General features: G+C 45.0%; 15 protein-coding genes. 8 read left to right on the forward strand and 7 right to left on the reverse strand.

Translation table 11 applies throughout. The features are described from left to right. Positions 1–64: 64 nt before the first annotated feature. Entirely contained in the window at positions 65–1,714 is a 1,650-nt protein-coding gene (locus tag ACHUET_RS11615) for an FAD-dependent oxidoreductase (RefSeq protein WP_394212993.1), read from the reverse strand. A 242-nt stretch (positions 1,715–1,956) separates the two neighbouring features. Here ACHUET_RS11615 and truD point away from each other — a divergent pair, with 242 nt between their 5' ends. Then, a complete protein-coding gene (truD, locus tag ACHUET_RS11620; protein WP_394212995.1) occupies positions 1,957–3,225 on the forward strand; it encodes a tRNA pseudouridine(13) synthase TruD in 1,269 nt (422 codons plus the stop codon). A gap of 41 nt (positions 3,226–3,266) precedes the next feature. Here the strand turns inward: truD and ACHUET_RS11625 are convergent, their stop codons facing one another. Together ACHUET_RS11625 and ACHUET_RS11630 are read right to left on the reverse strand one after the other, a co-directional pair. Beyond that, complete coding sequence (locus tag ACHUET_RS11625) at positions 3,267–4,727, reverse strand: GGDEF domain-containing protein (protein ID WP_394212996.1); 1,461 nt, start codon at positions 4,725–4,727, stop codon at positions 3,267–3,269. 270 nt (positions 4,728–4,997) lie between these two features. After that, positions 4,998–5,879, reverse strand: a complete 882-nt coding sequence (locus ACHUET_RS11630) for a PHP domain-containing protein (RefSeq protein WP_394212998.1) — start codon at positions 5,877–5,879, stop codon at positions 4,998–5,000. A 316-nt stretch (positions 5,880–6,195) separates the two neighbouring features. Here ACHUET_RS11630 and ispZ point away from each other — a divergent pair, with 316 nt between their 5' ends. The 4 genes from ispZ (at position 6,196) to mnmC1 (ending at position 9,829) form a co-directional block, all read left to right on the forward strand. Then, positions 6,196–6,747 (forward strand): septation protein IspZ, encoded by a 552-nt coding sequence (ispZ, locus tag ACHUET_RS11635; RefSeq protein WP_394213000.1) that lies wholly within the window; start codon positions 6,196–6,198, stop codon positions 6,745–6,747. Between the two features lie 134 nt (positions 6,748–6,881). After that, the gene (locus ACHUET_RS11640; RefSeq protein WP_394213002.1) at positions 6,882–7,199 is read left to right on the forward strand and encodes a YciI family protein; all 318 of its coding nucleotides are present in this window, start codon (positions 6,882–6,884) and stop codon (positions 7,197–7,199) included. Next, on the forward strand, positions 7,196–7,627 hold the full coding sequence (locus ACHUET_RS11645; protein ID WP_394213004.1) for an SH3 domain-containing protein: 432 nt from the start codon (positions 7,196–7,198) through the stop codon (positions 7,625–7,627). Before ACHUET_RS11640 ends, ACHUET_RS11645 begins: the two co-directional genes overlap by 4 nt. 129 nt (positions 7,628–7,756) lie before the next feature. Beyond that, complete coding sequence (mnmC1, locus tag ACHUET_RS11650) at positions 7,757–9,829, forward strand: FAD-dependent 5-carboxymethylaminomethyl-2-thiouridine(34) oxidoreductase MnmC1 (RefSeq protein WP_394213006.1); 2,073 nt, start codon at positions 7,757–7,759, stop codon at positions 9,827–9,829. A 22-nt stretch (positions 9,830–9,851) separates the two neighbouring features. Here mnmC1 and yiaA read toward each other — a convergent pair whose 3' ends face one another. Next, positions 9,852–10,409: an inner membrane protein YiaA gene (yiaA, locus tag ACHUET_RS11655; RefSeq protein WP_394213008.1), complete on the reverse strand. Its 558-nt coding sequence runs from the start codon at positions 10,407–10,409 to the stop codon at positions 9,852–9,854. A 149-nt stretch (positions 10,410–10,558) separates the two neighbouring features. Between yiaA and ACHUET_RS11660 the strand changes: the two genes are divergently transcribed. From ACHUET_RS11660 to ACHUET_RS11670, 3 genes are all read left to right on the forward strand, one after another. Next, complete coding sequence (locus tag ACHUET_RS11660) at positions 10,559–11,191, forward strand: hypothetical protein (RefSeq protein ID WP_394213010.1); 633 nt, start codon at positions 10,559–10,561, stop codon at positions 11,189–11,191. A 9-nt stretch (positions 11,192–11,200) separates the two neighbouring features. Continuing rightward, positions 11,201–11,635 (forward strand): secondary thiamine-phosphate synthase enzyme YjbQ, encoded by a 435-nt coding sequence (locus ACHUET_RS11665; RefSeq protein ID WP_394213012.1) that lies wholly within the window; start codon positions 11,201–11,203, stop codon positions 11,633–11,635. Positions 11,636–11,714: 79 nt separating this feature from the next. Then, positions 11,715–12,359 (forward strand): hypothetical protein, encoded by a 645-nt coding sequence (locus tag ACHUET_RS11670; RefSeq protein WP_394213014.1) that lies wholly within the window; start codon positions 11,715–11,717, stop codon positions 12,357–12,359. 141 nt (positions 12,360–12,500) lie between these two features. Here ACHUET_RS11670 and ACHUET_RS11675 read toward each other — a convergent pair whose 3' ends face one another. From ACHUET_RS11675 to ACHUET_RS11685, 3 genes are read right to left on the reverse strand one after another with little or no spacing between them, the layout of a single operon-like run. Beyond that, positions 12,501–13,178 (reverse strand): DUF4112 domain-containing protein, encoded by a 678-nt coding sequence (locus ACHUET_RS11675; protein WP_394213015.1) that lies wholly within the window; start codon positions 13,176–13,178, stop codon positions 12,501–12,503. Next, positions 13,171–14,088, reverse strand: coding sequence for a 4-hydroxybenzoate octaprenyltransferase (ubiA, locus tag ACHUET_RS11680; RefSeq protein ID WP_394213017.1), 918 nt, complete (start codon positions 14,086–14,088; stop codon positions 13,171–13,173). Before ubiA ends, ACHUET_RS11675 begins: the two co-directional genes overlap by 8 nt. 50 nt (positions 14,089–14,138) lie before the next feature. Then, positions 14,139–14,378: a hypothetical protein gene (locus ACHUET_RS11685; protein ID WP_394213019.1), complete on the reverse strand. Its 240-nt coding sequence runs from the start codon at positions 14,376–14,378 to the stop codon at positions 14,139–14,141. Positions 14,379–14,468 lie beyond the last annotated feature (90 nt).

Consider the following 14,468-nt stretch of genomic DNA (forward strand, 5'->3'; position numbering starts at 1 on the left):
TTATAAAAAAACTGGCTTAGATCACTAAGCCAGCTTAAATACTAATACTTATCCGTCTATAGTACTAGCGCGATAATGCATGCGCTTGGTCAATCATATCAAATCCTGCGTTGAGCTGTGCACGCGTCGGTGCATGACCACGGCGCAGTAGTTCAGAGAAAGCAACCAATTCCTTGTCGCGTCCGAGCGTACTTGCTGCACTCGCACGCGTATCCTCGCCTTCGTCATCGAAATAATATTCGATATAGTCGAGCGTATCTGGCGTTCCAAACAGGATATTGTGCTCAGGTGTCTCAGCATGACCGCTATAGCGTAGGCTTTTGCCATATTGCATGGTCCAAAAGAACGGAATGCGCGCTTCTAGCGAATCGACATTGTCATCGTTTAATATCGCACCAGCTGTGACCATGCCGTGCTGCAATGCTACGCGCCAATGCTCAATACGCATACGACCTATTTGATTGCTGGCTTTGGCGATATCACCGAGTGCATAGACCCCATCTCGCAGCTGTAGATGAGCGTCCACTTGCACACCATCTGGATCGTTAACTTCATTCAATATTTCTGTACGTGGCGACACACCTGTACCCAAGACCACGATATCAGCATCAATATGCTCACCATTCGCCAACGTCACACCGCCTACATTTGAGAAAGCCTGATTATTATTATCGCCATCGTTATCCGCTTGACGGTCGATCTTAGTAATTTCATTGACAGTTGCGTCGAACACAAAGTTAATGCCTTTTTCTTCATGCAACTTAATTAGGGCACTACTTACCGTTTCTGAGACGATATTGCCCATCACACGGCTACCTTGCCCAATCACGGTAATAGAAGCGGTCGTACCTGCCTGCGCTAATGCCGAAGCGGTCTCCATACCGATAAAACCTGTACCAATAATCACCACGCGCTGGTCATGACTGGCTGCTTTGATCAATTTGGCATCTGCCATACTGCGCAGGGTATAGACGCCGTCTATATCTGCTCCTTTGATAGGCGGAGTGATCGGTGACGCACCAGTAGCCACGACTAAGAAATCCGCAGTCTCTCGCTCGCTAGTACCGTTTTCATTTTCTATGATAATGGTCGCCTCATTAGGTAGCACTTCGCTGACCGTTTGATTAAGACGTAGATCAATATCGTTGCTACTCGCCCAATCTGCGCCGCCTAGTAGCAGCTTGTCTTCGTCCATATTCCCTGCCAAAAATGCTTTGGATAATAGTGGACGGTTATAAGGGGCTTTGTCATCTTTACTAATCATCGTGATTTTGCCGCCATAACCACCATGACGCAATTGGTTAGCGGTCATAAATCCTGCACCGCCGCCGCCCACAATAATCGTATGAGTGTCCGTTAATTTGTCGTTTTCTATCGGCTTGTTTATCTTAGCTGAGGTATCGACCGTCACGCTATCGCCGTCATTGGTAAGCTCGTACTGAGTCAAACCTTCTGTCGCTATCGGCTCTAGTAACGACCCATCGCGGCTATCAAAACTCGCATGATGCCAAGGGCAGACCACTCGATTACCGCAACGCAATCCATCACCCAAATCTGCACCAGCATGTGGGCATTTTCCATCAAATGCACGGAACTCATCGTCATCACGAGTGATTAAAATGATACTATCGTCTTCTTGTTTATACGATTTCATGCCACCACTTGGGATATCCGCTTTGCTTATCGTGACTGTGTTGATCATCGCCTTGGTCATAATGCTTCCTTAACAGTTATAATGATTTCCTGATGACAGCGAGTTGAAAATGACCACAACAAACCAGACAAATTCAACTTACCTTATTATTTTTAGCGTTCTATAGATTGATAGTAGCAAGACCACTTGGCACACGATGTTTTTTTGTATGCTTGCTGCGTTGCAAAACGTAATTTCGCCATTTCTATCAGCACATTTGCTGTCTCCATTTATCATTAATAAACACAATAAAAGACCACATTATGACTTCTCAAGACACCTCTAGCGATATTGAAAACACCTCTGTTACTCAGTCCGTATTAGATAGCGACTCAGATAGCGATACAAATAATCAGGCTACCGATAGTTTTGATCTCAGTAATATTGATATTGCCGCTGTCACTGACACCGCAAACTTGCCACAGCCGAACCGTCCACCGATACAGCAAGCCACTTATAAAGCAGATGCCACAGATTTTGTGGTCAATGAAATATTACCGCTAGAGTTCACCGACGAAGGTGAGCATTTATGGCTGCATATTAAAAAATTAGGCATGAACACCGCGTATTTGGCAAAACTCTTGTCAGAGTGGGCAGATATTCCACTGCGTGATGTCGGCTACTCTGGACTGAAGGATCGTCATGCGGTGACGACCCAATGGTTTAGCTTACGAATACCAAAAAAACAACTGCCACCTACGGAGTTTGCGCCGGTAGATATTGGCGAAAATGAGTCCGTCGTTATTCTGGCGCAGCACTGGCATAATAAAAAACTCAATCGCGGTACCCACCGTGCCAATCAATTTATCATTACCTTGCGTGATATTCAGTTTGCCGATACTAACGATGAAAACACTGAATCGCCTGAGCAAACAGCTAAGCAACGCGTCGAGCAGCATTTAGCACGCATTGATAAAACAGGTGTGCCTAATTACTTTGGCCCACAGCGTTTTGGTCGTCAGGGTAATAATGTCAGAGAAGCGTTGTCGCTATTTGCCCGTCCAGCGCGCGAGCCAAAGCCGCAACCCAAAAAGAGCAAACGCAAGCGTGCGCCGCGCGAACAAAATACGATGGAGCTGTCGGCAGCACGTAGCTTGATATTCAATGAGATATTGGCAGCGCGGGTTCGTAATGGTAGCTGGAACGCTGGCTTAGCAGGGGAAGTATTTAACCTAGATGGTTCGGGGTCGATATTTGCCAGTGAGGAGATAGACGATACGTTACGCGCACGCATGAGTAGCGGCGATATTCATCCAACTGCCGTATTGTGGGGTACAGGTAATGATAAAGTCAGTGGCAGTGCGGCCGCGTTAGAAAACGAAGTCGTACAACACAGCCCATTGCTCATTCAGCTAGCAACGGGATTGGAGCAGCGTGATATCAAAGCACAAAGACGTGCGCTACGACTGCCTATTGAGCAATTAAGCTGGGAGTGGTCGAATGAGCAGACATTGGTACTGAGCTTTACGTTGACCACGGGTAGCTTTGCCACTAGTGTGCTGGCAAGTTTGGTTCAGCAGATGGATTCATGATTGAGTTATTGATAGTGTAGTGGCTACTCGCAAAGTGGCAGCTAGCGGTTTTTGTAGAGTGAATGGATACCACCATTTTTTTCAGTAAACATATGATTGGCACTCACGACTTGATTGCGTCCACGGTGCTTGGCTTCATAAAGAGCCTTGTCTGCTGTGCTAATCAAACGTTGGCAGATATCGCTAGGCAGTTTTTGCATAAATGCCATTTGGCTCTCAGCTCTCTGCGTGGCAATCGGCTTGATAAGAGGTGAGGCACTTGATTGAGACTGGGCTTTTTTTGCCAAAATAGATTTATAATTTTTGGCAATGCAAGCCCTTTCTTGATGGGTCAAGGTATAAAGCCCAAAACTCGCTGTCACGCTAAAATCAAACACATCACCGACATTGATGACATGCTTAGCAATACTAAGCCGTAATTGCTCAGCAATCACCATTGCACTATCGTGCGACGTATTTGGTAGCACAACCAAAAACTCCTCACCACCGTAACGGCTAATGATGGTTTCATCTGATAACGATTGCAATAGCGTCTGCGATATTTCGATCAACACTTGATCCCCCACATCATGACCATAGTTATCGTTGATGCGTTTAAACCAATCCAAATCAAATAGCATCACGCTCAAATCTTGATCGTCTTGTACCGTTGACAACGCATACTTCATTTTCTTCAGGCCGTAGCGACGGTTCTTTAACTGAGTAAGCTCATCTTGGTTGGCATACTGCAAGGTTTCTTGCCTACTATCATCTAAAACCAATAGCAAAGCACGAAATATATAAACGATAAAAATCGCTTTTGGGAGTGCTAAATATAAATGGGTTGAACGCCAAAAAAATGCTGACGAACGCTGTATTTCACTGATACTTTCCCAACTTAATACATTGTTTTCAAACGCTGAAGCAGCAACGGCATTTTCAACCACCATGATCTCGTTGTAAGTCAAATAATTATGAGTTTCTAGTAGCGGGTGGATAACGGTCAACTGCCGCAGATTGGGTAAAGTGATACCAAAATAAGGTGACATGATCGCCAGCAGCATTAAGGCTATTTGTAGCCAAAACATACGCCAAGCATAGCGTCGCTTAATAAGCATCATGCCTAGCATCGCACCGCCGACCAGCGATATTCCAGCAAACAGACTGCTATAACCTATCATCACAATGACGGTGGCAATATAAAACGTATACGTCAAAACTAGCACGATCTGCCATCTGTCTAAAATATCCCGTCTACTTCCAGAATGCGGCAAATACTTAACCATGCACAAAAAAAACAAACCCATCAAGCTGATACCCAGCCATAGCGGATACAGATAATGCATATTTACATAGGTATGAAGTGCATCCTGTCGCCACCAGACAAACAGACACCACAGCCAATGTAATGCTACTTCCATAACAATAAATAGCGCCATCAATGACGTTCTGTCAGCCGCCTGCCACTCAAAAATCATTTGAGAGAGCTTTTTGTATCCAAGATGAGAGATCGATACAGCCATAGATGGGCTACCGCAGAAAATATCAACGCCCCAAAACCACAGACGCTGATACCAAGTTAAGGAGTGTAAAATATTATATAAACTTTTCTAAACAACCCTTTAAGTGTTACAAGTTCTGTCTGTATTATCAATCTGTTTTATACATTTATTTATCAATCAGCAGTTTTTGAGTGTCATGATACATACATGCAAGCACTCAGTCATCTTGATGACGAAACACAAAAGTGACTGACTGCTAAAACGTTCATAAAAAATGATAAAACCTTTAGACTAAGCAGGCGTGTTGAACGACTCCCAAACCCCTTGTTGGTCAGCGTTCAAGATAGGCACATCACCCAGACGACGCCACGGCATATTGCTACCATGAAAGTCGCTGCCAATCGAGGTGACAAGATTGTGCTCGGCAATACTACGATCAACCATTCTGCGGGTGCTGATTGGTTCACTTGTGGCTGGTAGCTCACAGGCATCGCCGCTAAGCTGAGCAAACTCTTCAATCAGCTTGCGCACGCGTGTAGCGGATAGCTGATAACGCGTGGGATGCGCGAGCACCGCCTTGCCACCACAAGCATGAATCAACTCGATACCATGCTGCATCGTCAACGCCTCGATCGCCACATAAGCTGGTTTATTGTCCGCCAAATATTTATCAAAGGCTTTCTGAACGGTTTTGACCTCGCCACGCTCAAATAGTACCTGCCCAATATGTGCGCGTCCGACCGCTTGTGGATTACCACCTGCCTTGTCGAGAATAGCTTGCCACAACTCATCGAAATCTATAACCAGCAGCTCACTGAGCTTTTCGGTGATGCGCTGACCACGTGTGGCCCGACTGTCTTGTAGTTGCTGCAGAGTGGCATGCATCTTTTCGCGATCAGCAAAATCTAGCCCAAGCACATGGATGATCTTGTTGGTAGATTTGTTTTTACCATAGCCACCGCTCAACGTATGCTCACAGCTGATTTCTACCCCATTGATCAGCTGTATATCATGAGCGTTGGCAACTGCTCTTGCTTCATCAATGCCCGCCAGCGTATCGTGGTCAGTCAGTGCCAGTACATTGATGCCCGCTGCGTGCGCGCGCTTTACTACTTCAGTTGGTGCGTAAGTACCATCCGAACAGGTACTGTGACAATGTAAGTCGTATTTCATAAGATAAACCTTAATATTTTAAAAAATAAGCGTATAAACAATTTAGTAGTAGGTAGTAGATAGTAGATAGTAGATAGTCACTATTCATATTGGTTGCTATTATTAACGATAATGTCTGAGCCAATTCTCTGGATTTAGCGACTATTGCTGCTGTATTTGATGGTTATATTTGGTCAATGCTATGGTCATTAGTCGCAATAAGACCGTATTACTCTGTAGGTGACGTATATCGCAGGATTATCGTGTTGATTGCTTTTTTTTGGGGCAGTAGACGTGTAAACTACCCCATACGTTTTTGTTGGACACAACCTTTGCTATGAAAGCATTATTAGACTTTATCCCTTTGATTGCCTTTTTTATCGCGGCGCGTTATAACGGTATTTTGGCAGCGGCAGGGGCTTTGCTCGTCGCTACTATCATTGTTTATGCCATTCACTTTATTCGCCAAAAAGGCAAGTTTGATAAGCAACAATGGGTCGTCTTACTATTAACCATTTTATTTTGCGGTGGCACATTGCTGTTGCGCGATGATATCTATCTGCGTTGGAAATCGCCCATTATCAATGGTATTTTTGCGTTGACCTTGTTTGTCAGTGCCGCTATCAATAAGCCACTGATGCAGCTAGCAATGAAAGAAGTATTTACTTTGACACTTAGTGGTTGGAAAAAGCTGACCGTTGCTTGGGCATTTTTCTTCGCCCTCATGGCTGTACTTCATTATATCACAGCATTCACTATGTCAGATGAAGCGTGGATTAACTTCAAGACTTATGGCTGGATTCCGATTATGCTGGTATTTGTCGTGGCTCAGTTTGCTGTACTCAAAAAGCATCTAAACCCTGCGCTGACGGACAAAACCAGCAAATAACAGTTATGCGCTGATTGCAGCTACTGTCTTATAATTGATAAAACTGCTTTTAAAGCTCGAAGTAATCACCCATTAGCGTTATACGATGTATTTCAAATCAATCATCACGTTTTATTATCAACTAAGGAAGTTCCATGTCTTTATTTGTCATTATTGGTCATGATGTGGCTAATAGCAGCGCACAGCGTCTGATTACTCGCGCTGAACATATTGAGCGATTACAGGCGCTAAGTCGTGAAGATCGTCTGGTGATTGCAGGCCCAACGCCTATCGAACATGGCAAGAGCGATATGTCAGGCAGCTTAATTATTGCTGAGTTTGACTCTCTCGAGGCGGCACAAGCGTGGGCAAACGATGAGCCTTATTTACGTGATGGCGTCTATAGTCACGTGGATATCAAGCCATTTATTCAAGCATTGCCAGCACCAACTGATACAGTAGCTGCATCGTGAGTCAGAAAGTCCTTTATTTGAATACTCGATTCTATAAAAACAGCTTGGCTAGCCTGCTACTAATGGCAGCAGCATCAGTGCATGCCGCACCAACGGCACCCAACGCAGATGCAGCGAATCCAACAGCAGCCCCTACAAGTCAACCTGCTGTAGGCGATGCGTCAACAAGTTCAGCACTAGATATCAATGATACTCTGGCCGCACAGTTGCAACCGTCTACTAAAGCGCTGTCAGCGGCCAATCAAGAACTGCTCAGCCGTAATGCACAATTGCAACGTCAAGTGAACGACTTGCAGACCCAAGCAAACGTTTTAGTCTATGAGAGCAAAGGTCAGTTGTTTTTGTATGGTGCATTTACCGTTTTGATCAGTTTGTTGGTAGGTATTTTTATCTCATGGCTGGTGTTTGTTCGCCGTGATCGTTGGTAAGCGATGCGCTCTTTATAAATTTAGCTTTTGACCTGCTTTATTCTGCTGCGTCTCATTGTATTTTTATGAACTTGATTCTGTCATCAAGAACATTTTTATTATAGTAAATCATTCTGCTAAGAAGTTCCCATGTCTATCGCTCATCACGCAAACGCTGAACCATTAAATATTATCACACCTGCTAAGGTTGAGTGGCAAATGGATGATACTGGCAATATGGTGCCCGTATCCGGTGAGTTTGGGGATGTGTATTTTTCTCATGCGGATGGCCTAGCAGAGACACGTCATGTGTTTTTAGAGCACAATCAGTTGCCTGAACGACTAGCAAAACTTGCCCCAAAGCAATGCTTTACGATTGCGGAATTGGGTTTTGGCACTGGGCTCAACCTCTTGGCGACTTGGCAGTTATGGCGACAGCTGCGCGATACCCACCCGCAACTGGCAGATGCTCGCCTACATTTCATTACCACTGAAAAATTCCCGATACCACTGACAGATCTGACACACATATTGGCTTTGTGGAGTGAGCGTGCACCCGAGCTTGCCCCATTGATTGAGCCGCTTTTGGCAGCGTATCCGCCTCTCATCGCAGGCTGTCATCGTTTGGATTTCTCTTATGATAATCTGACGGTCGATATATGGCTTGGTGATGCAGCCCAAAGCCTTAGAAAATTAGCAATAGATCACTCTCAGCAGTCTACGCCTCAGCCTCGTATCGATGCGTGGTTTTTGGATGGCTTTGCGCCTTCTTGCAACAGTACATTGTGGGCTGACAGTATCTTTGCACAGATGCAGCGTCTATCGCGTACGCATACCACCGCCGCTACTTATAGCTGTGCAGGCATCGTCAAGCGCGGACTCAAGGAACATGGCTTTGACATCAAAAAGGTAAAAGGGTTTGGTCGAAAGCGAGAAATGCTCACCGCCATCATGACCGATACAGACCATATTGACGTTACTAGTGATAATAAAAATTGTGATAACAAAAGCCACGATGCGAAGCAGATAACAACAGATAGCACCCTGAATCACACTGCCATCATTGGTGCAGGCGTTTCAGGGTTGCTAACGGCTTGGTCGCTTGCCAATCGTGGTATTACTGTGACCTTATTGGATAAATCAGCGCCTTTGGCAGGGGCTTCAGGCAACCCTCGAGCCTTGCTTGCCCCCAAAATGACGCCTATTCACCATGTTGACGAGCACTTGCATACCATCGGTTATCTCTATAGCAGCAGACTGTATCGAGACCTCAATCAGAGAGCCGTACAACTCAATATAGCGCCAGTACTTGAACCGACTACTGCGTTTGATTTACTGATAAAAGCCAATATTGGCACCGAGCAAATCGCAGATTATCCTGATGAGATGGCAACTACCCTATCCCATGAGCAAGCGCAGAATATTAGTGGGTTGCAAGAACAAGACTTATCAGAGAACTTATACCTACCCCAGTCTGGTTTGGTCAACCCGCAAGCATTGAAAACTATTATATTGACACATCCGCTCATTCGTTTTCAGCAATTAGAAGTGAGTAAAATTGACGAAGCTGAACAGCAAGTGTGTATTGAAGGCAGCAATCAAAATCAGGAAACTGTCTCTATTCTTGCTGATAATGTCGTTATTTGCGCCGCCTTCGAGAGTCACCAATTAGATAAGCGTATTTTTGATTGTCGTAAAATTCGTGGGCAGCTGTCTTGGTTTACACCTACGACGGAGCAACTGACAAATTTGCCTAAAATACCGCTTAAATATAGTGGTTACTGTGCGCTATTTAACGCACAGACTGGCGATGATGAGCTAAACACCTTGGCTGCTGGCGAACCATACTTATTACTAGGCGCGAGCTTTGTCCGCAATGATACGGATACTGACATTCGAGATGAAGAACACCAAATTAGCCGGGACAAGCTCGTTGCTGCCATTCCTGAGATGGAATCTATCGTGCCAGCCGATACAAGTTTATGGCAAGGGCGCGCTGGCATTCGCACTCAGACACCTGATTATCATCCAATCGTTGGGCAACTAACCAACAGTCAGCGAATTTGGACGATGAGTGCAATGGGAGCAAAAGGCTATGCGTTGGCGCCCATCTGCGCTGAGGCATTAGCAGGTATGATGCTAGGGTCATTTGCGCCACTATCTAATGCGATGCTTGCACGTCTATCGCCCAATCGTACACGTCTACAGACGCCGCTGACTTAGATGATTTCTTGCCAAATAGTTTTTACTCACCGCTCTCCATTCTTGACTTAACAGCGCCAAACAATGACTTGCCAGCCTCAGGCTCGCGTGACGCTTGATGGGCAATTTTCGCGCTACTATCGTTATCAATGACAGCTGATGGTGCTGTTAAGGTTCGAATCTGCGCTTCATCACGGGTGTTTTTTTGAATGGTGACCGCAGCAAACAAACTCATGGTAAACGCCATCATATAGAACCCTTTTTCACTGAGGCTCAAACTGCCTGCATTCATAAGACCAAGGGCAATAAGCGCAATGGACAAACCAAGCGCCGCCCAGCTAATAAAGTAGTACATATTGGTCGTTGGAATACCCTCACTACGATCACGTAGCGTTTTTTGCAGACTGATGGCAGAGTACAGACCAAGTGCCAACACCGCAATATAATAGCCCTTCTCATTTAACAACATACTTTGAGCATTCCATAGTCCCAGTAAATACGCAAGGACACCGACCAACATAACGGCCCAAGAAGTCCCCACATAAGCGGTAGTCGGCTTATAAGCGGCTAGCTGACTCTTGGTAATCGTGTCATTATTCATTATTATCCTCAATTATAATTAGGCAAACCCTGTGGTCAGATAAGTATTTTATCAACCTTTGTTTTGCCTTAAAATAACACAACCATGCTATATTGTAAGCTAAAAATTATCTTTTAAATAAATAGCATTCTTAACGACAGAGTCCTGACATGTCTTTTTTTACCTTACTCATTTTGCTTAGCCTGATCCTTATTGTGCCTATATTTTTTGTCATAAAAGAAAAATCTAAGCAGTCGCAAATGGATATGGCACAGCGTCATCAAGAGTATTTAGCAGCAGCAAGTCTTAAGGCTGACCACTCTCAAGCGCAGATGACGTCAAGAGAAAAGACAAATAACGAACCCAGTCATGGTCTCAATGTTATCCATTTTTCAGCGCATCACCCTTTTGTAAAATTGCTCTATGATGAGCAAGTCCCTCACACGTTTCGAGCCATTATGGATGCTATCGGTCAGCAATATGAGTCTACCCATCACGAGCAAATTACCGAATCACAGTTATTCACACTCAATAAGCTCGTTGCGACCCGTGTGCCAGAATTGATTACTGACTATCTGAGCCTTGACACGCATTATGCAAAAACTGTCCTGATTGATACGGATAAACAAAATACCAGCTATGATATGGTGCTTGAGCAATTAACATCCATTCTAGATTTTTCGCAGAAGCTGAACACCCAAAGCCAAATTGGTGTCGTGGACAAGCTACTTGCTAGCCGCCGATATCTAGATGATGTCTATAAAGAAAGCGGCATGGCGACCGATAGTCTAAAAATTAAGTGAGACAACACCATGAGCTATCATCAAACCACCATTACCCTACCTACTTATGCCCGTGGTATTCATATCATCACCCCGATTATCGAAGCGGCCATTGCTCAGCTGATACCGCACTCTAACAAAGCGGGGTTGGTCCATTTGTTCTTGCTGCACACCTCAGCCAGTCTCACAATTAATGAAAATGCTGACCCAGATGTCAGACTAGATACTGAAGAATGGCTCAATAAAATCGCTCCCGCCGATCAACCAGAGTATCGCCATACCCTAGAAGGGTCAGATGACTTGCCCGCTCATTTTAAAAGCATGATGCTGGGTGTCAGCTTAACCATTCCACTAGTCGATGGTGCATTGGGCTTGGGTATATGGCAAGGGGTTTACTTGTGCGAGCATAGAGACGTGACTGGATATGGCGGACAGCGCAAGCTGGTTATTACGGTCAATACGTAATAATATAGAGTTATTCACTGGCAGGTTAACGCCTGCAAATTGCCACATTGATATAGAGCGCTATTAACGGATAAACCTCATGATGACCCCTTTTGCCTCAAAACTACCAATCCCAACAAACCCTAAGTCTCACGGTCTCAAGGCTTCTGCTGTTTTTTTGAGTTTATTTCTGCTGAGTGCCTGTCAAGAAACGCCAGAATCTGAAGCACCTGCCGAAACACCATCTGAAACGTCAACACAGACCACACCAGTCACCACAAATATTAATGTCAATGAAGCAGCAGATGACAATACTGTCGATGACGGTACCACACCTGTACAGAGCGACACTGCTCCAGCACACGATGTGAGCGTGACAGAATTAGAAAAAAACCTTGGAGACACTGCGCCAAATAATGCGGATACAGCACCCAATCCAGAACAGGCAATCAAGGGCGCACAGATCACTGATGTGCGCTACAAAAGCGAAGCAGGCGGTACCTTATCGGTCGTTTTTGAAACGTCAGCAGCAGGGTTGCTCAATGCCATCGTCACCCGCCCCAACCAGCCAAAAATGACGCTCAGCGCACCAGAAGGACAAGGTAACAATCCCACTTATCGCTCAGCCGATGGCAATATCCAACTGGTGAGTCATGCAGGTGGTAGTACGATTGATCTTATCCAAAATGATACTGTCACGAGCTTTGATGCGGTCAGCGCTGAAGCAGAAGTCGTCACTGAATAAGTGCTAGCTGTATGCTTTTTGAAAGTCTTATCTTAAATAATTAAAAAGCGGCAAACGTTACTATCATTGCCGCTTTTTTCACTAATACTGAATGCTCTCCGCTTACTTGCATTCACTCAAATTTCTAATATATAACTTTATTTATCCAAACCCAGTCGATTGACCAAAAAGTCCGACCAACCAGCTTATCGCCGTCCATATTCCCCAACCGACAAATACAATCACGATGAGTCCTAACATGTCAGGGATATGCAAGTACAGCCAAGCCACTATAGGATTTCGCCAAAAGGCACCAAAGCGGCTTTGTTGCTGCTTGTCTTCTAGTGATTGATGCAAAAAAGGCCGATCCATATGCATGGTTTCAGTGATGCCATACTCCTGATGCAAATGCTCGTGTACGATACCCAATGTCTTGCGGCTAGGGCGAATAAAAATATCTAGCAATGTCCCAATGCCCGGTACAATACCAACGATCATATCAATCAGCGCCAGTCTAACAGCGGGTGTCATTTTATCGGCAGGAACACCCAGCTGACGACCCAGTATAAAAGCATAGCTCGTCAATATCAGTCCTGCGACATCCCCTGCGAGAGGAATGGTAGAGAGCGCCGCATCCGCACCCATGCCTTGCTTGGTAAAAGGCACGCGGACAAGAGAATCCATTGTATTAGCAAACTTTGCTAGTTTACGCTCGGTGGCAATGACTTGCTCGCGCGTCAATCCATGCTCAGCAAGTTTTGCCTGATAGTCGACGCCTGAGCCATGTGTAGCGAAGGATTTCTTTACTTTAAATTTCGGCAACTTCTTAAATCTATCCATTTAGAGTCGTCCATATACAAGCAATTGCAACAACGGCAAAAACATAGCGTCCTACCCAGATATTGGCTAAGAATGCCTGAAAGCAAGCCTGTGCATTGCGACTGGCACACGCGCTGTTTTGTTTGGCAAACATCATCGCCACCAATGCCAATCCGAATACGGGTGTCACGCCTAGCGTTGTTGGGGCAAAGTAATGCCACATAGCCGCGCCCATCATCAGCAAAAATAGCATTTGCAGGATTGAGATAATAATCACATCATAGCGGCCAAATAATATCGCTGTTGATTTGACGCCAATCTTGAGATCATCTTCGCGGTCAGCCATCGCGTACTGCGTATCATAGGCCACCGTCCAGCACATATAAGCAAAGAATAATATCCAGCACCAAATATCGGGAGCGCCCTGCACCGCCACATAAGACATCGGTATGGCCCACCCAAACGCCGCTGCTAAAAATACTTGCGGTAGATGGGTATAGCGCTTCATAAATGGATAAATAAAGGCCAAGACAACAGCACCCAATGACCAATAAAATACCGCTATCGGTAAGCAGAATAGCAAACTGGCGCTTAGCAATACCAGTACCAAAAATGCAGCAATGGCTTCTTTGCCAGATAGACGTCCATCTGCTAATGGACGACCTTTAGTGCGAGTCACATGACCATCTACTTTACGATCAGCAAAATCATTAATCGCACAACCAGCGGCGCGCATAAATATCGCTCCAAGCGCAAATATCGCAAATATCTTGAGCGTTGGAAGACCTGCTGTAACTCCTTGCTGCTGGGCTTGGCCCATGGCAGCCAGTAGTACGCCCCATAATGTCGGCCATAGTAGGAGCTCAATACCCACTGGTTTATCAAAACGCGTGAGCTGGATGTAGGCTTGTAGTTTGTCTTTGAATGTCATGGCTTCTTATTATCATTAATAAAGAGTGTTATATGCTTTTTGGCTAACCGTTAGATTTGTTGCCATAAGTTATTGGCTTCGACTAGAGACAATTCAGGATACTGTTTTCGTAATGCTTTAATCGCAGGGATTTTATCGTTGTGTGCTGCTTGTTGACGTAAAAATGCCAATTGCTCTTGTGGACTGCTCAATTCCTTTAAACGTGCTTCAAGCCTGAGCACTTGAGTACGCAACATGATATTGACCAACAATAAGCCTGCACCCATGACCCAAATGATTAGCGTTGACATTTCCTGCTCCTGAATACATGTATTCTAAATACTCAAGCCGATGAATTGCGTATATTAATACTTATCCACTCATTTATCACAAACAGTGAC

The organism is Psychrobacter piscatorii (genome assembly GCF_043641605.1).
GTDB lineage: Bacteria > Pseudomonadota > Gammaproteobacteria > Pseudomonadales > Moraxellaceae > Psychrobacter > Psychrobacter piscatorii_C.